Origin of the sequence: Brachybacterium sp. Marseille-Q7125, from assembly GCF_023062615.1 — a bacterium.
Classification (GTDB): Bacteria; Actinomycetota; Actinomycetes; order Actinomycetales; family Dermabacteraceae; genus Brachybacterium.
The window spans coordinates 123,340-143,906 of the sequence record NZ_JALLAL010000002.1 but is presented as its reverse complement, the minus strand read 5'-3'; the positions used below and the strand labels follow the sequence as shown (position 1 = coordinate 143,906).

Below are 20,567 nucleotides of genomic sequence, written 5' to 3'. Positions count from 1 at the left end.
GTGTTACGGCGGTCATAGTGTCGAGGAAACGCCCGGCTCCATTCCGAACCCGGAAGCTAAGCTTGATCGCGCCGATGGTACTGCACTCGGGAGGGTGTGGGAGAGTAGGTCGCCGCCGGACATCTTCGCCGAAAAAGGGGTGGAGGGCAGCAGAACCCGCGTGAGCGGTGTTCGCGCCCCCCACCCCTTTTTTCATTCTGCGCCGGTGATCCAGGGCGGGTGATGCCGCAGGGTCTCACCTGCTGTGTCACCCGGTAGGATGGGTGATCGTGCCGCGCCTCCGTGAGAGGTGCATGCCGTTGCGAACCGCACCACGCGGATCGTGCCGTACAGCACCGGCCTGCTGCGCCGGATCTCTTTTCACCAGGAGTGTCATGTCGTCCACTCTGCCGGGCATCCCCGACATCGACGCACAGCTCGCCGATCGTGTGCTCGAGCGTCTCGGCGTCATCGAGGACGAGCTCAGGGCCGCGGTATCAACCTCCGACGACATGATGCAGTGGACCGCCCGTCACCTGATGGATGCCGGCGGCAAACGGGTTCGCCCCATGCTCGTGCTGCTCGCCGCGTCATTCGGGGATGTGCGCGCTCCCGCTGTCGTGGATGCTGCCGTCCTTGTTGAACTGACACATCTGGCGAGCCTCTACCACGACGATGTGATGGACTCGGCGCCCACTCGACGGGGAGCCGACAGCGCACACACCCTCTGGGGCAACAACGTCGCGATCCTCACCGGCGACTTCCTCTTCGCCCGCGCCAGCTCCCTGAGCGCCCGCATCGGAGCTCAGGCCGTCGCCCTCCATTCGGCGACCTTCGAACGACTGTGCATGGGACAGCTCCACGAGACCGTCGGTCCCGCCGAGGGCGATGACCCGTTCGAGCACTACATCTCGGTCCTTTCGGACAAGACTGCGTCGCTGCTGGCCCTTGCCGGTCATCTGGGGGCACTGGTCGGCGGCGCCGGTGAGGACGTTGCAGACATCATGCGCCGCTATGGCGAGAAGGTCGGCGTCGCCTTCCAGCTCGCCGACGATGTGCTGGATCTCGAGAGCGATGCGGCCACGAGCGGCAAAACTCCCGGTATCGACCTGCGGGAAGGCGTCCCAACGATGCCGACCCTGCTCGTGCGGCGCCGCGCGGCAGAGCAGCAGGATCCTGTGGCGCATGCCATCGTGGACCGCCTGGACCAGGACCTCAGCGACGATGCTGCGCTGCACGAGCTCGTCGAGCTGCTGCGGCAGGATCCGGCCCTCGAGCAGACTCGCGATCTCGCTCAGCGGACCGCCACTGAGGCCGTCGAGATCCTCGCCGAGCTGCCGGCAGGCCCGGTCCGCGACGCCCTGACCACCTTCACCCGGACCCTCGTGCAACGCCGCCGGTGAACACCGAATGAACAGGTCAGGAGCGCCTCATCCATGAACTGGGGCGTCGCCGCTTCGTGACCTTCCTCGCAGCTTTCGCGCACTTGGGACCGAGTACCCTAGCCACAGCGCAGCTGAGCGTGCCTGGAGCAGCTGAGGGCCGCCCGTCGGATCGCTGACCCGGGGGCCAAGGTCGCGCGCCAGGTGCTGTCGAGCGAGCATGGGACGAAGGGGAGGGCAATGGCGATCGATGCACGCGCCAAACGTCGGCGCAGTCGACGTGTCACCGCGGTATCCGTCGCCGTCCTGTCGGTCATCGCCGTGGTCCTCACCGGATTCGCGCTCCGCTACGACGGTTTGTCCTCCTCCGAGGTCGAGGTGTCCAACGGCGGCGTCTGGGTCACCAACGGCAGTGGCGCCCTGATGGGCCGCGTCAATGTCGACGCCGCGGAGCTCGACGCGCGCCTCTCACATTCCGGCCAGGACCTGGACATCCTGCAATCCGGCTACACCGTCATCGAGACCGGCCCGCGCGGCTTCACCCCCATCAACACCGCCGCCGTCACCCGCGGCGGCCTCGTCGAACTCGCCCCCGGCTCGCAGATCAAGCTCGGCGGGGATCGCGTGGCCATCAGCTCCCCGGACGGCCGCGTCTGGATCCTCAGCCCCGACGAGGCAGCCGCCTTCAACCCCTCGGCCGTCGAGCCTGTGCTGGAGGGCGTGGACGGCGCAGAGGTGCCGATCGCCGTGAGCACCTCCGGCACCGTCTTCGTCCTGGACGGCTCCGAGCTCAAACGCTTCCCGCGCGCACAGAACACTCGCGACACGAAATCAGACAAGACCTTCACCGTCGGCAACGTCTCCACCAAGGGGGAGCTCGTCGACCTCACCACGGTCGGTGAGCAGCCGGTGGTGCTGGACCGCGAGAACCACATGCTGCGCTTGGGGGAGGACCTCAAGGACTACCAGCTCAACGATTACGGTGTCGCGTCGCTGGAGAACGCTGAGATCCAGCAGCCCGGCCCCGCGTCCCAGGACGTGGTGCTCGCCACCGCCGACGCCCTGTTCCGCATCCCTCTGTCCGGCGGTGAGGCCCAGCAGATTCCTGCGCGCGGCACCGGCACCACCATTGCCCCGCCCGCCCAGGTGGGCGGGTGCGCCTACGGCGCCTGGGGCGGTTCGCTGCGCTACGTCCGCGCCTGCGAGGGGCATGAACCGGTGTCTGAGTCGATTCCGGAGGCCAGCAGCGACGCCGATCTGGTCCTGCGCGTCAATCGCGACCTCGTGATCCTCAACGACCAGAAGTTCGGACTGTCCTGGGAGATCGCGGACTCCATGGAGCTGGTCGATGACTGGCTGATCGAACAGGAGATCCAGACCAGCCAGGACGAGGAGAAGGAGAAGGAAACCCTCACCACCACGATCACGAACGTGGCGGCCGAGCGCGATGAGGAGAACCGTCCCCCCGCGGCGAACGACGACACCTTCGGGGTGCGCCCCGGCCAGAGTGTCGTGTTGCCGGTGGTGCGCAACGACCACGACCCCGATGGTGACATCCTCTCTGTCGAGGTCGAGGGTGAGCAGCCATCCATCGGCACCGTCACCCCGATTCAGGGCGGCACCCAGCTGCAGATCGACGTGGACGAGGACGCTTCGGGGGAGGCGAGCTTCGAGTATGTGGCCGACGATGGCCGCGGCGGCACCGACACCGCGCGCGTCACCCTCGAGGTACGGGCCGACGGCGAGAACTCCGGTCCGCAGCCCGCCGAGGTGATGATGCCCAAGGTGCAGGTGCGCGCCGGGGAGTCCGTCAGCTTCAACATCCTGCCGTACTGGGAGGATCCCGACGGCGATGCCTTCTACCTGTCCAACGCCACCATCCAGCCGCAGGACATCGTGACTTTCCGAACCGATGGAACGGTCATGATCAATGACGCGGGGCTCTCCCCGGGAACCAAGCAGATCCAGCTCACGTTCCGTGATGAGCACGGGGCGACCGGCGAGGGGGTGCTCGAAGTCGAATCAGTGACCGACAGCGACCTCGCCCCCATCACCACCGCCGATCACGCGAGCATCGTCGCCGGACGCACCACGACCATCAAGCCGCTGGTCAACGATCTGAACCCCAATGGCGGCTCCCTTGAGTTGCTGAGCGTCAGCGAGTCCGAGGATCTCGAGGTGGAGGCGGTGCTCGAGGCCGGCACCCTGAATATCACCGCTGCCTCCCCGGGCACCCACTACCTCGAGTACACGGTCGCTGCCGCCGGATCGAGCCAGGCCTCGCTCGGGCTCATCCGCGTGGACGTCGTCGAACCGGACTCCGCGAACCTCGCTCCGGTGGCCGTCGATGACATGGACACCGTCACCACCGGCGGGGACACCCTGGTGGATCCCCTGCAGAATGATGTGGATCCCACCGGTGGGGTGCTCGTCGTCAACCGGGTCACGGTCCCGGAGGGCAGTGGCCTCAAGGCCACCATCATCAACCACCATCTGGTGCGGATCGACGCTGAGCCCGGGGCGACGGTGGGGGAGGAGCCGGTACCGGTCACCTACGAGATCGCGAACTCGATCGGCAGCGCCACCGGCACCATCCGGGTGATGGTCGCCAGCACTGACACGCAGTTCGCCACCCCTGAGGCGGTGCCGGATCGGGCCGTCGTGCGCGCGGGGGACATGGTGAACATCGACGTGCTCGCCAACGACACCTCACCCACGGGCGCGAAACTCCACCTCGGGCAGATCTCGGATACCTCGCGCTCTGAAGAGCTCGGTCATGCTGAGCCCAATCAGGACATGGTCCGCTTCACGGCCGACGATGACGCGCAGGGCGAGGCGGTGCTGACCTATCAGGTGGTGGATGAGACCGGCCGTGACGGCTCCGCTCAGGTGCACATCACGATCATCCCGCGGGACGCGGAGAACGCGCCGCCTAAGCCGGACAACCTCACCGCCCGCACCGTGGCCGGCACCGAGGTGCGCATCCCCGTGGACACCACCGGCATTGACCCCGATGGCGACTCGGTGATGCTCACCGGTATCACGAGCCCCATGCCTGCGCTCGGGGAGGTGGTCTCGGCGACCGGTGAGTGGATCGTGTACCGGCCGTACGCCGACTCCGTGGGCACCGATCGCTTCCGCTACCAGGTGATGGACCGCCACGGCGCGATCGGCACCGCGGAGGTGCTGGTGGGCATCGCCGAGCCGCACGGAATGAATCAGCCGCCCTTCGCGGTGGATGACGTCATCGAGGTCAAGCCCGACCGGGAGGTCCAGATCCCGGTGCTGGACAATGACACCGACCCCGACGGCGACCCCCTCTCGATCGTGCGTTCCATGACCGAGCCGCTCACGGAGATCGAGTACCTCGAACCGGCTGAGGGCTCGGAGGATGGCTACGTCACGGTGGTCTCTCCGTCCGAGCCGGGCACGCACACCCTGATCTACGGCGTGAGCGACGGTCAGCTGACCTCCACCGCGTCCATCACCGTGAAGGTCGCGGAGAACGCGACGGATCGCAATCCCATCGCGCGCGATGATTTCGTGCCGGTCGACGATGTGCTCGACCCGGACATGGACCACGTGATGGTCGACGTGCTCGCCAACGACTCCGATCCCGATGGCAGCACCAATGACCTCACCGTCACCCTGGAGGGCGCTCCCGAGGGCGTCACCGAGGGAGAGGGGCACGGCACCTTCCGGATCGTCCCGCAGGAGGAGCAGCAGCGCCTGCGCTACGTCATCGAGGACCCTGACGGGCTGACGTCCGCCGGCTACATCTGGGTGCCCGGGACCGCGAAGCAGGCCCCCGTCTGGGTGGGGGACCCGCTGCAGGTGCAGTCCGGCAGCGAAGCCACGGTGGACCTCGCCAGCTCCGACAACGTGCGGGTGCGGCCCGGTGCGCAGGCGGCACGGATCGAGAACCTGGACACCGTCACCGCTGAGCACCACGACGGCGGTGAGCTGGTGAAGGATGAGTCCACGCTGGTGTACCGCCCGGCGGAGGGCTTCACCGGGGAGGACACCATCACCGTGGAGGTGACCGACGGGGTACCGGGGGATGCGACGGCCGCTGTCGCGACGCTCGCCATCCCCGTGGTAGTCAGCTCCGAGGATGAGAACCTGCCGCCCACCTTCCAGGGCTCCATGCTCGAGGTGGAGCAGGGCGGGGCTGCTTCCACCCTGGATCTGGCCATCGGCGCCTCGGATCCTGAGGACGATGACCTCACCTTCGCCCTGGGGGAGTACAGCCAGGATCCGGATGTGACGGTCAGCCTGGAGGGCTCCACGCTGCGCGCCACCGCCGACGCCAGCGCGCACAAGGGCACGGTGCTCTCCGTGCCGGTGACTGTCAGCGACGGCACCAACGACCCGGTCGAGGCGACGGTGCAGATCACCGTCGGCGGCTCCCAGCGGCCGACGATCTCCACCGGGCTGGATGAAGCGACGATCGATGCCGGAGACACCAAGACCCTGTCGGTGCTCGAGAACGACTCCAACCCCTTCCCGGGCGGAGAACGCACCATCACCGGTGCCTCTCTGGTCTCCGGAAAGGGTCAGATCGACTACGACGCGGACTCGGTGACGATCACGCCTGCGCCTGACTTCCACGGCTACCTCACGGCGCAGTACCAGGTGATCGACGAGACCGGCGACCCCGATCGCAAGGTCAGCGGCGAGATCCGGGTGACGGTGAGGGGACTCCCGGAAGAGCCGTCGGCGCCACGCATCGGTGAGGTCGGCGACGGGTTCGTGGAGCTGAACTTCAAGCCCGGGGCGGACAACGGCGCGCCCATCAGGGGCTACACCGTCACCTCCGCGAGCGGACCGGCAGTCTCCCAGGAATGCAGTTCCACCTCGTGCCGGATCACGGGACTGTCCAATGACACCGAGTACACCTTCCAGGTGGTGGCCACCAACGAGGTCGGCGATTCCAAGCCGTCCGCGCCCTCGGCCGTGGCGCGACCCGATGTGCGGCCGGAGGCCCCGGACGCGCCGCGGGCTGAGCGGGGGGACAAGCAGCTGACCGTCTCCTGGAGCGCACCGGTCAACCGCGGTTCGGCGATCCAGAAATACGAGCTGCAGCTGCAGAACACGGCCACCAATGAGGTGGTGACTCGTGAGGTGGACGGGTCCACCACGTCTCTGACGTGGACGGAGCTGACCAACGGGGTGGACTACCGCTTCCGGGTGCGGGCCGCCAACCTCGCCGATGAGCCGTCCGACTGGTCCGGCTGGTCGCAGGCGGAGCATCCGGCCGGGAAACCTGCTGCGCCCGGAGAGGCGCCCAGCGCGAAGCGGGTGGAGAACCCGGTGGGCGGCGGTATCACTGTGACCTGGTCGAGCATGACGGACAAGGAGGCGAACGGTGAACCGATCACGGAGTACATCGTCACCTCCTCCTCCGGGGCCAAGAAGACCGTGAAGGCGTCGCGCACCACAGCAACCTTCCAGGACCTGGACCGGGACGCCGAGCACACCTTCACCGTGCGCGGTGTGAACTCGGTGGGCACCGGACCGGCCTCCGGCGCCTCCAACGCCGTGACCCCCTGGGCGAAGCCCTCACCGCCCACCGGCGTGACCGCTGACATGCCCGACAAGGGCAAAGGGGCCGGCCCCAACGGCCGCGCCACCGTCTCGTGGAAAGCGGCCGACGGCAATGGCACGAAGGTCACGTCCTACGTGGTGCGGTGGAATGGCGGCGAGAAGACCGTCGACGCTTCCCAGACCAGAGTGAACATCAGCGAGCTCCACAACGGCACCTCTTACCGTTTCACCGTCGAAGCGCGTAACGGCTTCCATCAGGACGGCGGTGTCAGCGGTCCCTCCGCTGCCTCGCAGCCGGTCATCCCGTACACGGCACCGGACGCCCCGAACATCTCCGGCAAGAACAGCGCCTGCACCGACGCGAACTCCTGCCCGGTCGAGGTCGCAATGAACGCGAGCGGTTCCGATGGCGGCGTCGGCCCCAAAACCCTCGAGTACCGAGTGAACGGCGGCGAATGGAAGAAGGCGTCGGGGACCTCGCACACCCATACCGCGACGCTCCCCTCGGGCGGCTCGATCACGGTCGAGGCCCGGGTCAAGAACGGAGTCAAGAACGAAGAGCACCTGTACAGCTCACCGGTCAAGACCACGCAGAAGGCGAAGACGTACACGCCGCCGGCGCCGAAGGTGTCGAAATCCGACTGGGCGCCGAAGGGAGAACCCGGAAACCCAGGCGACGGGAGCTGCAATTCCGGGCTGTGCCGATGGTTCAGCTACACCGTGACCGGTCTGAAGCCAGGGCAGACGGTGACGGTGGACTTCACCGACCCCACCACGTCCGATCCGTGGGGCTCGCACCAGATGACCGCGGACAGCAACGGCACGATCCATGTACCGTTGGGCCGCTTCTACTACGGTCATCCCGGCAAATCCGTCACCGTCCGCGTGAACAAAAAGCCAGTCGGGGACATCCGCATGCCAGGGTGACCACGACGTCTCGACGCCCCCAATTCCACCTCCTGACATCTCTCGACCCGAAAGCAGACAGCATCCATGAGCATGACTCCTGAGCAGGCCCGCTGGTTCGCCGACACCTTCGACAAGCTCGTCCAGAGCGTCGGCCAGGCGGTGCTGGGCAAGAACGGCGTGGTGCGCCTGGTGCTGACCGCCATGCTGTCCCCGGGGCACGTGCTGCTGGAGGACGCCCCCGGCACCGGCAAGACCTCGCTCGCCCGGTCCATCGCCGCGACAGTGCAGGGCACCAGCACCCGCATCCAGTTCACGCCGGATCTGCTGCCCTCGGACGTCACGGGCGTGACCATCTACGACCAGAACACGAAGTCCTTCGAGTTCCACAAGGGCCCCGTGTTCGCCAATGTGGTGCTGGCCGACGAGATCAACCGCGCCTCGCCCAAGACACAGTCCGCGATGCTCGAGGTGATGGAGGAGGGCCGCGTCACCGTGGACGGCGTCACCCATGAGGTCGGCAACCCGTTCATGGTGATCGCCACCCAGAACCCGATCGAGCAGGCTGGCACCTACCGCCTGCCCGAAGCGCAGCTGGACCGTTTCCTCATGAAGACCTCGATCGGCTACCCGGACCACAACTCGAGCGTGCAGATCCTGCAGGGCTCCGCCATGCGCGACCGCAGCGCGCAGCTGACCCCGCGCATCTCCCTGCAGGCGGTCAACGACATGACGCAGCTGGCCTCCACCGTGCACGTGGACCCGGCGGTGCTGGAGTACGTCTCGCGCTTGATGGAGGAGACCCGCCTGGCGCCCGAGGTGCGGGTGGGTGTGTCCATCCGCGGTGCTCTCGCCCTGATGCGCGCCGTGAAGGTGTGGGCCGCCATCAACGGCCGCCACTACGTCATCCCCGACGATGTGAAGGCGCTCGTGGAGCCGGTGTGGCTGCACCGCTTCGTGCTCGACCCGGAGGCGGAGTTCGCCGGCACCACCGCCAAGAGCGTCATGACCAAGATCCTCAGCGAGGTGGCGCCCCCGCAGGCGCGGCAGCAGTCGGCATGAGCTCCTCCCCCCTCCCCAGCGATACCGCCGACGCCAAGGCCGCGAAGGCCGCCGCGAAAAAACAGCGCCGTGCCGCGAAGGCCCAGGCGCGGGCGGAAGCACGGCGCGCCCGGACGGCGAAACGCCGCGCGGGCTCCCAGGCACAGGAGCGCACGGACCAGGGCTCCGCGGACGACGCGGCCGCAGCGACGTCGCCCAGCGGTCTTGCCGCCTGGCGGGATGCCATCGTCGAGCTGTGGATGCGGCGCATCCACCCGGTGCTCGATGTCATCTCCCCACTGGGTTGGGCGCTGCTCGGTGTGACGGTCGCCTGCTGGATCATCGGGCTCACCCTGCATATCACCGAGCTGAACGTCATCGCCTTCGCCCTGTCCGTCCCCCTGCTCATCGCAGCGCTGTTCGTGCTGGGACGAGCCCGGTATGCGGTGACGCTGGACCTGCAGAGCCATCGCGTGGTGGTGGGCAGCCGGGCTGTGGGCCGCGTCGAGGTGGCCAACCCCACCCAGCGCAGCATCCTGCCGTCCCGCATCGAGCTGGCCGTCGGCAAGGCGACCGCACAGTTCCTGGTGCCCCGCCTGCCCGCCGGGCAGTCCCATGAGGAGCTGTTCGCCGTCCCCACCCGCAAACGTGCCGTGCTGGTGGTGGGCCCGGTGCGCTCGGTGCGCGATGACCCGCTGTCGCTCATGCGCCGCCAGGTGACGTGGGCGAAGGCGCAGGAGCTGTACGTTCACCCACGGACCGTCCGGCTGGACGAGGCCGCGAGCGGATTCCTCCGGGACCTCGAGGGCACACCGTCATCGGACCTGTCCAGCTCCGATATCGCCTTCCATGCGCTGCGCGACTACACCCCGGGCGATGACCGTCGGCACGTGCACTGGCGCACCACCGCTCGCACCGGCAAGCTCATGGTCCGCCAGTTCGAGGAGACCCGCCGCTCCCATGTGGTGGTGGCGCTGGACAACCTCGCCGACCACTACGCGAGCGAGGACGAGTTCGAACTGGCCGTCGCCGCGGCCGCCTCGATCTCCGCCCAGACGTTCCGGGAGGAGAAGGAGCTGACTCCCTTCACGTTCGACGCTCGGCAGAACACGCTGTCCTACCGGCAGATGATGGATGACTACACGGTGGTGGACCCGCTGCGTGAGCGGATCTCCTTCCACGAGCTGGGGCAGAAGGCCGCGGACCTCGCTCCCAACGCCTCAGCCGTGATGATGGTGGTCGGTTCCCACACCACCGCCCGGGAGCTGAACGCCGCCGCCACGCAGCTGCCGCTCGGCGTGCTCGCGGTGGCGATCCGCTGCGTCGAGGACGCTGAGGTCAAGCGCTCGGCGATCGGCAGCCTGGACGTGGTGACGGTGGGCTCGCTGGAAACGCTCGCGCGGGCCCTACGGGCGGTGGGCCGATGAGCGGCGTGGACAAGAAGGGCCGTCCGCCCAGTTACTTCTCCCGCACCTCGAGCATGCGGCGTCTGGTAGACGTAACCGTGCTCTCGGCCCTGTTCATCATCGCGCTGCTGGGTTTCGAGCACGTCTACGGTGACCTGCAGTACCTCATCAGCGGCCTGATGGCGCTGGCCCTGGGCACCCTCATTGCGCTGATCGGGGCGCGCTGGCGCTGGGGCCCGCTGCGCATCACCCCGTTGCTGCTGGTGGTGTACTTCCTGTTCGGCTCGATGTTCGCGGCGCCCACCCGGGCGAAATGGGGCATTCTGCCCACCCTGGGGTCGCTGTGGGAGCTCGTGAAGGCCCCGGTGACCACGTGGAAGTCCGTGCTCACCGTGGCGCCACCGGTGGGCACCGCCCAAGCGGTGATGGCCACCGTGTGGATCAGCATGCTGCTGCTGAGCCTGCTGGGCATGACCACGGTCATGCGCAGCCGCCTGTACGTGCTGGCATGGCTGTTCCCGCTGGCTCTCATGGGAGTCAGCATCGTCTTCGGAACCGACCAGGCCTACCTGCCGGTGCTGCGTGGACTGCTGTATGCCGTCATCTCGGTTGCCTGGCTGACCTGGCGCTTTGAGAGCGGTCGCCTGGCTGGTTCCCGCTCCACGATCATCTCCGATACCGTCCGGCCCGGCTCCTGGAAGAACCCGGTGCTGCGGCGTCGCGTCATCGGGGGGACGCTGATCATGGCGGTCGCCGTCGGCGCTGCGGTGGCTGCGGCGCCGCTGTTGGATCCGCCGCCGCGCACGATCCGCTATGCGGCGCGAGACCACATCAACCCGCCGTTCGACCCGCGCGAATACGTCTCGCCGCTGTCCGAGTTCCGCGGCTACCTCAAGGATCAGCGCGACGCCGAGCTGTTCACGATCACCGGGGTCAGCGGGGGAGACAAGGTCCGTCTGGCCACGATGGACCAGTACGACCTGCAGGTCTACAACGTCGCCAGCTCCACCGAACGCGGCAGCTCCTCCGGGGTGTTCCTGCGCACCGCCCCCGGGGTGGACCTCGCCGAGCCCAGCGGCTCCAGCCAGGTCTCCACGGTCACGATCGGCGAGTACCGCGGCGTGTGGATGCCCACGCTGGGCACCCGCACCAACCGCATCGATATCGATGGCATGGCGCAGGATCGGATCGGTGTCACCGCCGAGAACCTCTACCTCAACCAGGCCTCGCAGACTGCTGTGAACTCCCGGGGGGTGGCCGCCGGCGACACCTATGACCTCTCCTATGAGCCGTACACCGAGCTGACCGCCGAAGAGCAGCGCAGCGCGAAGTTCGCGAATATCGCGATGCCGGAGAACGCCCCCCTCGACGAGCTCACGTCCTTCGCTGAGGAGTGGGTGGGCGATGCCCCGTCGGACTATGAGAAGTTCCAGAACCTCTCGCGGGCCATCAAGCAGGACGCCTACTACTCGCATGGCCTCGATGAGGAGACGGCCTCGCTGTCCGGCCATGGGGCCAGCCGCCTGCTGGCGATGATGAAGGAGTTCGGTTTCGACAAGGACGTGCCGGACGCGCAGCCCGAGGGGCGCATCGGCGATGAGGAGCAGTACGCGGCGCTGACCGCGGTCATGGCCCGCTCGGTGGGGATCCCCGCGCGCGTCGTCATGGGCTTCGAGGTCCCCGAGGGGTCCGAGGGCACCGTCGCGATCACCGGCGATGACGTCACCGCCTGGGTGGAGGTGGCCTTCGAGGGGCACGGCTGGGTGCGCTTCGACCCGGCCCCCGATGAGGACGATGACCCCACCCAGCCCAAGCCCAAAGAGGTGGAGAAGCCGCTGCCGCAGGTGGCGCAGCCCCCGCCGCCGCCTGCGGAGCCGCCCAGCCCGCCGCCGGGCGCCATGAGCGAGGAGTCCGATGAACCCGAGCCGGAGCCCGAGGGGCCGGCGACGTGGGTGATCTACGTGGGCCTTGGAACGATCCCACTGCTGCTGATGCTGCTGGCCGTGATCGGTGTGCTGAGCGCCAAGGCGCTGCGTCGGCACCGACGGCGCACGCGCGGCCTGCTGCCAGCCCGGATCGACGGCGGCTGGCAGGAGATCCTGGATCTCATGGCCGACCAGGGGCGGCGCCCCGATCCGCTCCTGACACGCCAGGAGACGGCAGCGCTGCTGGACGCCGAGATCCCAGCGATGGGTGCGTTGACCCTTGCGGGACGGGCGGATCGGGCGGTGTTCGGGCCCGATGACCTCCCGCCCGGGGTGGTCGATGAGTACTGGACGCATGTCATGGCGGCCCGGCGTAGCATGTCCGCGGCTGTGCCGTGGTATCGACGACTGCGGGCGGCCCTCTCACTGCGCTCGTTCCGGCGTCGCGCGGCCGAGCGGCGGTCGGAGCGCAAGCGCGAACGCACGAACCGCCGGGCCCGCACCAAGGCCCAGCGGCGCACCGCGGCGATGCGCGTTCGCCGCTCCTCGTTCCGCGGCGGAACGAGGCGCACCTCGAGGAAAGGCCGGTCCCGATGAGCCAGACCCGCTACTGCAGCACCTGCGGAACCCTGCTGGCCGACGGCGCGGTGATATGCGGCGAGTGCGGAGCCCGCTACCAGGCCTCCCCCTATGAGCGGCGGGCCACCGATGCGCCGGGCGCCTGGTCGCAGGCGCCGCGGCACCGTAGCCGTGATCTGGGGGCCCAGCCCGAACAGGCTCCGGCCGAGGAAGAGGGCATCCAGCTGATCACGTCCGATGCGCTGCAGCCGAAGAACCCCGGGGCGACCGCGTTGCGCACCGATTCCCAGTACGATCAGATGATGGCCACGCAGTCCCCGATGAATCCCGCGAGCGCGACCGCGCAGCCCGGTGTCCCCAGCGGGCCCGGCTCTCCCGCGCCCGCCCCGGCCTCCGGTTCCCAGGCCGTGCCCGGCGGTGCCTCCGGACAGATGGAGCCGCCGCTGGACGGGTGCACTCCCGGCTCGTTCCTCAAGCGCTTCCTCGCCATGGCGGTGGATGGGGTCATCAGCACCCTGGTGACCGTCCCGCTGATCATCGGCATCGTGCTGTTCCTCAAGGCGGAATCACCCGGGCTGCTCTCCCAGATCCTCATCGGCGTGGGCACGATGCTGCCGGCCGCCTACACCATCCTCATCCTGTGGCTGGTGGGTGCCAAGGGCTTCTCCCTGGGCAAGCTGATTTTGGGCCTGCGGGTCACGCGCGCCAGCCAGGGCGGCTCCATCGGCTTCCTGCGCTCACTGGGTCGCTCGGTGCTGTATGGCCTGCTGCCGCCGTTGATGGGCCTGTCGGTGTTCCTGGACCCGAAGAAGCATCTGCGCGGTTTCCACGACCGCATCATCGACTCCGCCGTGGTGGATGTGAAGGATGGTCGCAATCCCCTGCAGCCCCGCCCCGATGACTTCGAGCGCGCCTCCGCCGAGCACTACCTGGGGGAGTCCTCTGTTGCCGTGTCGACGCATGACAATCTGCTGACCACGCCGGGAGCGGCATGGAGTGGCCAGGATGCGGCCGCACAGCCGGTCGCGGGGGGCAGCGCCGGGGCACAGGACATTGCCCAGAGCCCCTACGCTCCGCCCGCGACGGGCTCCGGCCCGGAACCGTCGGCCGATGGTTCGTGGTCGACCCCCGCGGCGAGCGGTGCCGATGGCGGCTGGGCGCCGCCGCCGGTGGAACCCGTCCCTGCGAGCCAGGATCCGTGGGCCGGTGCCGGCTCGGCGTCCGCCGCGTCCTGGGGGGCGCCCGAGGCTCCCGCCCAGCAGTGGGACGCCCCCGCCCCGGATGCCGCTGCGCCGCCGGCAGCGCAGGGCTCGGGGAGCCAGCCCGCGGCCCCGCAGGAGTGGGGCCCGGGGCCCGCGCAGCAGTGGAACCAGCCCGAGGCTCCCGCGCAGCCCGACCCGGCGCCTGCCCCGCCCCAGGATGCGCAGTCCTGGGCGCCCCCGGCGGGCCAGTCCTGGGCCCAGCAGGCGGAGGAGGGCGCCGCCCCGCAGGGTGAGCAGTCCTGGGCCCAGCAGGCCGAGCAAGCGCCCGCTTCGCAGGCCGCGCCGTCGGCCCCGGAGCCGCCGCAGCCGGTGCAGGTGAACCAGCCCAGTGAGCTGACCAGCGATGCCTGGGACGCGTCGGACAACCAGCCGGAGGAGGTCACCCAGGTCTCCGTGCCGGAGGAGGATCTGGGGGACCTCGAACAGACCCGCGTCAGCCCGGCTCGGCTCCCGCATGTGAAAAAGCTGCGCCTGACCATGGATGAGGGCGAAGAGCGGGAGATCGATCGCCCGGTGGTGATCGGCCGCAACCCCTCGGGCACCGAGCAGGACGCGCTGTTCGTCCTGAAGGATGAGACCCGTTCGGTCTCCAAGACGCACCTGCGCGTGGACGGCACCGGGGAGGATGTGATCGTCACCGATCTGGGATCCACCAACGGGTCGACCATCCTGCGCGAGGACGGTTCGCGGGAGACCCTCGTCCCGGACACCCCGACGGTGCTGCCGCAGGGGGCGCGGGTGACGATCGGTGACCGCAGCCTGTCAGTGGAGCGGATCGCGTGATCGACCGTTCACTGTCCGACCCCGATCTGCAGGGCACGATCCGGGCCATCTCTGCGTCCGCCACCCACGTGGGGCATGTGCGCGCCACCAATGAGGATTCCGTGCTGGAGTCTCCGCCGATCTATCTCGTGGCCGACGGGATGGGCGGCCACAACGCCGGTGAGGTCGCCAGCGCCATCGCGGTGGAGGAGTTCGAGAAGCTCACCGTCCAGGAGAACGTGACCGTCGAGCAGCTGGGGGCGGCGCTGGTGTCGGCCGCCGAGCGCATCGCCGAACTGGGCGGCGGATCCCCCCTCTCGGCGGGCACCACCGTCGCCGTGGTGGCCACGATGGTGCTGGACGATGTCGGGTACTGGGTGGTCATGAATCTCGGGGACTCGCGCGTGTACCGCCTGTCCGGGGAGATCTTCGAGCAGGTGAGCGTGGATCACTCGGTGGTGCAGGAGCTCATGGACCGCGGCGAGCTAACCCCGGAGCAGGCCCGCGTGCATCCCTACCGCCACATGGTCACGCGGGCGCTTGGCGCGGGACCGGATTCAGATCCGGACTACTGGCTGATCCCCGCCGAACCCGGGGACCGGATGCTGGTGTGCTCCGACGGGCTGACCGGGGAGGTCGACGACGCGGGCATCGAGGCGCTGCTGCGCAGCCGCTCCGATGTGCGCACCATCTGCCAGGATCTGGTGCAGCGGGCCCTGGACGGCGGCGGGCACGACAACGTGTCGGTGGTGTTGGTCGAAGCGGTGGAGGTGGTGGGGCACGAGCTCGACACCGAGAACACCTCCGACGGCGCAACCTCCCCGTCGGACGACTACGTGGATGTCAATGAGGACACGCTGCCGCGCGGACTGGGGCAGGACGGTGGTGACACCGACCGATGAGCGAGGACTCGCAGGAGAGCACGGAGCCGCAGCTGCTGAGCCGCGGCACCTGGACCCGGCAGGGCCCGGCCACGCTCGTGACCCGCGGCGATGCCTGGGTGGTGCTCGTGCCGGGCCTGCGCAAACAGGTCACGGAGGCGACGTGGAACCTGTTGGGCGGTGAGATCTCGGCGGAGAGCTTCCTGGAGGAGCTCTTGACGGCCACCGACATGGAGAGCGTGGAGAAGTTCACCGCGCTGCTCTTCGGTGTGCACGACGGCACCACCGCGACCGTGGGCGTCAAGGGCAGCACCCCGATCGCGGTGCACACGGCGGAGGGCGCTCAGCTGATCGCCGGAACCGAGGAGGAGCCCTTCGTGCAGCGCACCCTGGAGGGGGTGCAGCGCGTAGCCTTCGGTGATCTTCCGCCTGAGGAGCCGGTGGGGGCACCACGGGTGGATTCCGGGGTGGTCCCGGTGCGGGGGTTCGTGCGCATGTGCGTGGATCCCGCCGAGCTGAAGGACGCCGAGCGCGCGACCCTCGCCGAGCAGGTCGAGGAGATGGGCCGCTCGATCGAAGACCCGGAGGCGAAGAAGCGTCGGGCCGCCGCACCGAAACCACCGCCGAAACCCGCCACGACGTCCAGCTCCAGCTCGGCGAGCAGTCTCTCGATCCGCAAGCCGCAGATGTCCACGCGCAAGCCCGGCGAGCTGCCGTCCTCTCTGCGCGGAGGACGCGGCGGGTCCGCGGCCCGCGAGCCGGAGCCCGAGCGCACCGGTCCGAACATGTTCGACGGACTGTTCTCCTCCTCCGCACCTTCCGGTGGGGCTGCGGCGAAACCCGCCGAGAAGGCAGCGGATCAGCCCGCCGCAGCGGAACCGGCGGCACAGCCCGCCGCTTCGGCAGCGCCCGAGCAGGCCGCAGCACCGGCCGCTGCGGAGAAGCCCACGGCACCCGCCGCTGCTGCCGCCCCCGCGGCGGAGAAGACCGAGCAGGACGCGGACAAGAGCGCTGCACCACCGACATCCGGCCGTTCTGCGGGCCGACGCCGTCTGGTGAGCACCTCCCTGTTCGATCGCAAACGCCGCAGCCCGGCACCGTCGGCGCAGAGCACGTCTGCGCAGAAGGAAGAGAAGGAAGAGAAGGAGCCGCCGACGGAGCAGGCCCCAGTCGCGACCGAGGACAAGGCGGCGACCGAGGACAAGGCGGCGGCTGAGGACAAGGCTGCGGCTGAGGACAATGCGGCGGCTGAGAAGCCCGCTGCCGAGGAGCAGCCGACAGAGCAGACTCCCGCCCCGGCTGAGGACAAGACCACGGCTGAGGACACGACGGAGGACAACAAGGACTCGGAGGACAGCAAGGACGCTGAGGACAATAAGGACGCAGAGCCCGCAGCAGAGCAGGAGCCCGAGCCCGCTGAGGAACCGGCCGCCGCGCCCGAGCCCGCTGAGGAACCGGCCGCCGCGCCTGCCCCGGTGCCGCGTCCGGCGCCGTCGGCCTCTATTCCCACGCCGGTGCCCCCGGACGAGGACGATGAGCTGAGCTCTCCGCCCACGCAGGTCGCCCCGATCGACGATGACGAGGTCGACGACCAGCAGCCGCCTCAGAACGTGCAGACGGCGGAGCCCGCTCCGGCATCCGCGCCCGAGCCGAGCCCGGCGCCTGCCGCCGCAGCCTCGGTGGCGGCCACGCCCCGCGCTTCCCGGTCCACCCCGAGCATCAGCGACCTCGAGCACTCCGGTGCCTATGACGATCTGTTCGGCAAGACGGTTTTCCGCCGGATCGAGGATGCCGCGGTGCGCCGCACCGGCGACGAGGATGAGGATGACCATGAGGAAGCCGCGTCGTCGTCGGAGGTGAAGGGCGCCTCGGAGGGCTCAGAGCCGGTTGAGGCTGAGGAGAGCGCGGACGCGGAGCCGGAGGTGAGCGCGCCGGAGCCCACTCCGCCGCCGGAGTTCATCGACTGGGTTCCGGGCGTGGGGCGGGCGGCCCCGGAGGTCGCGCGCACCGCCGCGCGTCGGGCCAGCAGCCCGCCGCCATCGGCCCCCGCCTACCCACAGGTGCAGATGGCCCAGCGCCCGCCAGCACCGCGCACCGGACCGCGCCCGGCCCCGGTCCGGCCCGAGCAGATGCCGAGCTCCCCGCCCCACCCCGGATGGGGACACAGTGCGCCCCAGCCTGGTGCTCCCCAGCCCGGTGTCGCACCGCCCGGCGCCCCGATGGGACATCCCGGCGGCGCGTCCTATCCGCCGCAGGCCCCCGCGGATCCCGGTGCTGCGGGGCGGCAGATCGGCTGGCCCGGATCTCCATCACCGCCCGCGCAGCCCGGTGCTCCCGGACAGTACGGCGCTCCGGGGCCGTACGGCGCCACCGCACCGTACGGCCCCTCCTCTCCGTCTTACGGTCCTCGGGGAGGGGGCCCGGGTCAGATGCCGCCGCGGCAGGCCCCTGCTCAGCACCCGATGAGCGGTCAGCCAGGACCCCAGTACCCGCAGGGGCCCCAGCAGCCCGGCAGTGCCCCGCAGCACCCGCAAGGACCTCAGCAGCCGCAGGGGCCCCAGCAGCCGCAGGGCCCGCAGCACCCTGGCGGTGCCCCGCAGTATCCAGGGGGACAGGCGCCATCGGGCCACGGTCGCCACGCGAGCGCTCCGCATCCGGTAGCCCCTGCTGCCCCGGCACCCGCCCCTGCCGCTCCAGCACCCGCGCCTGCCCATGCGGGGTCGGCTGGGTCTGCTGGGCCGATATCCAGGGCTCGCCCCACCCAGGGCTCCTCGTCCAGCGCGGTCATGCTGCCGGGCATCGTGTGCAGCAACGGGCACGCGAACTCCCCTGAACGGGCGCAGTGCCGTGTGTGCGCAGGTCCGCTGGACGGCCCCACCCGTACCGTGGCCCGCCCGCCTCTGGGAGCCCTCCAGATCTCGGGCGGGGACAGCATTGTGCTGGATCGCTCGGCGATCATCGGCCGTCGCCCGCGCGCCTCGCGGGTCAGCGGCGATGACGTGCCGCAGCTGATCACCGTCCCCAGCCCCCAGCAGGACATCTCGCGCTCCCATGTGGCGGTGCGCCTGGAGGGCTGGCACGTGGTGGCCACAGACCTGGGCACCACCAACGGCACCACGCTGCATCGGCCCGGTCACGATCCCGTCCGCCTGCGCCCCCGTGAGGGACGGGTGCTGCAGGATGGGGATGTCCTGGACCTCGGTGACGATGTCCGCCTGCGATTCGGGGAGAGGTCATGAGCTCGAGACCGCCGTCACCGCCACCGCGGTTGCCCGGCTATGAGTATGAGCGGCTGCTGGGCTCGGGCGGCTTCGCGGACGTCTTCCTGTACCGCCAGTTCCGGCCGCAGCGGCGGGTCGCGATCAAGGTCCTGCTGTCCGACGTGCTCGATGAGACGGTGCGCCGCCAGTTCGACGGCGAGGCCAACGTCATGGCCCAGATGTCCACGCACCCGTCGATCGTGACGATCCACCAGGCCGATGTCTCCGATGACCACCGGCCCTACATCGTCATGGAGTACTGCTCGCGCCCCAATTACGGGCAGCGCTTCCGCCGCGAACGGATCACGGTCGCCGAAGCCCTGCGCGTGGGAGTCCAGATCGCCGGCGCGGTCGAGACGGCGCACCGGGCCGGCATTCTGCACCGGGACATCAAACCCGCGAACATCCTGGTCACCGACTACAACCGGCCGGCGCTCACCGACTTCGGGATCTCGATCGCCACCGGCCAGGGACATGACGTCGAGGACTCCCAGGGCATGTCCATCCCGTGGTCCCCGCCGGAGTTCTTCGCCGATCAGCCCCGCGCGGATGTGCGCAGCGATGTCTTCTCCCTCGCCGCGACCGTGTACTCGCTGCTGGCCGGGCAGACGCCGTTCGAGAGCCGCGGCGGTCGCAATACCGCCAGCGACCTGATCGCCCGGATCACTGATGAGCCGCTGCGGCCCCTGGACCGCCCGGATGTGCCCGCGGAGCTGAACCGGGTGCTGTCCATCGCGATGGCGAAGGACCCCGCGGCCCGCTATGACACAGCGCTGGCCTTCGGCCGCGGTCTGCAGCAGGTGGAGCTCATGCTCTCCCTGCCGGTTACACAGATGGACGTGCTCGATGAGCGCGGTGCCGCCGCGGACTCAGGTGGCGAGGACGATGAGCTGGATTCGCATACGCGCATCCGGAAGGTCTCCACCGTGGACCCGGATTCCGCGGGCACCGACAGCGGAGAGAAGGAGCGCAAACTCGATCCCTTCGCCGGGGTTGCCCCGGCGCTCGGCGCCACCGGTCCCGTGGCCTCGACGGCCGGTCCGGGGGTCAGCGAAGACACCACCGAGTCGACCATGCTGCGTCCGGCCGGTTCTCCGCCGCCCGGCATCTCGGCCGCCTCCCCCCTGCCTCCGCCCAGCCCGGAGCCGGAGGAGGAGACGCCCCGCACCCCCGCCTGGCCCTTCGTGACCCTGGCCGCGGTGCTGGTGATCGGGCTGGGCATCGGTTCGGTGTTCATGGTGCGCAACGTCTTCACCCCTGATCCAACGACCGCACCCGTCGTCTCCACCACGCCACCGGTCGCCGCGGACCCGCCGGGCGCCGTGCAGAACGTCGAGCTCGACGTGCTCGACCCCGGCGAGGACGGGCGAGCGACGGGCCGCGTGCTCGTCACCTGGGAACATCCGGACAACGCGACCCAGGAGGACATGTACCTGGTGGGGTGGGTGGACCTGCCCCCGAACTACGAGGACGGTTACGGCGTGGTTCACGAGGTGCACGGCCGTAACAGCTGGGTGCTGGAGCTTCCGCCGCAGCAGCCCAAGGCCTGCGTGCAGATCCAGGCCGTGAACCCCAGCGGATCAGCCGGGGCCCAGGTGAAGACATGCCTGAACGGGGAGCGCGGATGACCCCCCGTG

General features: G+C 69.5%; 9 protein-coding genes and 1 rRNA gene. All 10 read left to right on the top strand.

What is annotated here, in order from left to right; translation table 11 throughout:
- The first annotated feature begins 4 nt into the window (after nt 1-4).
- The 10 genes from rrf (at nt 5) to MU407_RS01285 (ending at nt 20,558) form a co-directional block, all read left to right on the top strand.
- Nucleotides 5-121: ribosomal RNA gene (rrf, locus tag MU407_RS01330) — 5S ribosomal RNA — on the top strand.
- A 253-nt stretch (nt 122-374) separates the two neighbouring features.
- Nucleotides 375-1,382, top strand: coding sequence for a polyprenyl synthetase family protein (locus tag MU407_RS01325; protein ID WP_246954781.1), 1,008 nt, complete (start codon nt 375-377; stop codon nt 1,380-1,382).
- A 219-nt stretch (nt 1,383-1,601) separates the two neighbouring features.
- The gene (locus MU407_RS01320) at nt 1,602-7,835 is read left to right on the top strand and encodes an Ig-like domain-containing protein (protein WP_246954780.1); all 6,234 of its coding nucleotides are present in this window, start codon (nt 1,602-1,604) and stop codon (nt 7,833-7,835) included.
- A gap of 66 nt (nt 7,836-7,901) precedes the next feature.
- Nucleotides 7,902-8,876 (top strand): MoxR family ATPase, encoded by a 975-nt coding sequence (locus MU407_RS01315; protein ID WP_158239511.1) that lies wholly within the window; start codon nt 7,902-7,904, stop codon nt 8,874-8,876.
- Nucleotides 8,873-10,282 (top strand): DUF58 domain-containing protein, encoded by a 1,410-nt coding sequence (locus MU407_RS01310; RefSeq protein WP_102237312.1) that lies wholly within the window; start codon nt 8,873-8,875, stop codon nt 10,280-10,282. The genes MU407_RS01315 and MU407_RS01310 overlap by 4 nt, the downstream gene beginning before the upstream one ends.
- Complete coding sequence (locus MU407_RS01305) at nt 10,279-12,783, top strand: transglutaminase-like domain-containing protein (RefSeq protein WP_102237313.1); 2,505 nt, start codon at nt 10,279-10,281, stop codon at nt 12,781-12,783. The genes MU407_RS01310 and MU407_RS01305 overlap by 4 nt, the downstream gene beginning before the upstream one ends.
- Nucleotides 12,780-14,810: an RDD family protein gene (locus MU407_RS01300; protein ID WP_102237314.1), complete on the top strand. Its 2,031-nt coding sequence runs from the start codon at nt 12,780-12,782 to the stop codon at nt 14,808-14,810. The genes MU407_RS01305 and MU407_RS01300 overlap by 4 nt, the downstream gene beginning before the upstream one ends.
- On the top strand, nt 14,807-15,691 hold the full coding sequence (locus MU407_RS01295; protein WP_102237315.1) for a protein phosphatase 2C domain-containing protein: 885 nt from the start codon (nt 14,807-14,809) through the stop codon (nt 15,689-15,691). The genes MU407_RS01300 and MU407_RS01295 overlap by 4 nt, the downstream gene beginning before the upstream one ends.
- Nucleotides 15,688-18,909, top strand: a complete 3,222-nt coding sequence (locus MU407_RS14285; protein ID WP_281507496.1) for an FHA domain-containing protein — start codon at nt 15,688-15,690, stop codon at nt 18,907-18,909. Before MU407_RS01295 ends, MU407_RS14285 begins: the two co-directional genes overlap by 4 nt.
- Entirely contained in the window at nt 18,906-20,558 is a 1,653-nt protein-coding gene (locus MU407_RS01285) for a serine/threonine-protein kinase (RefSeq protein WP_102237316.1), read from the top strand. The genes MU407_RS14285 and MU407_RS01285 overlap by 4 nt, the downstream gene beginning before the upstream one ends.
- Nucleotides 20,559-20,567 lie beyond the last annotated feature (9 nt).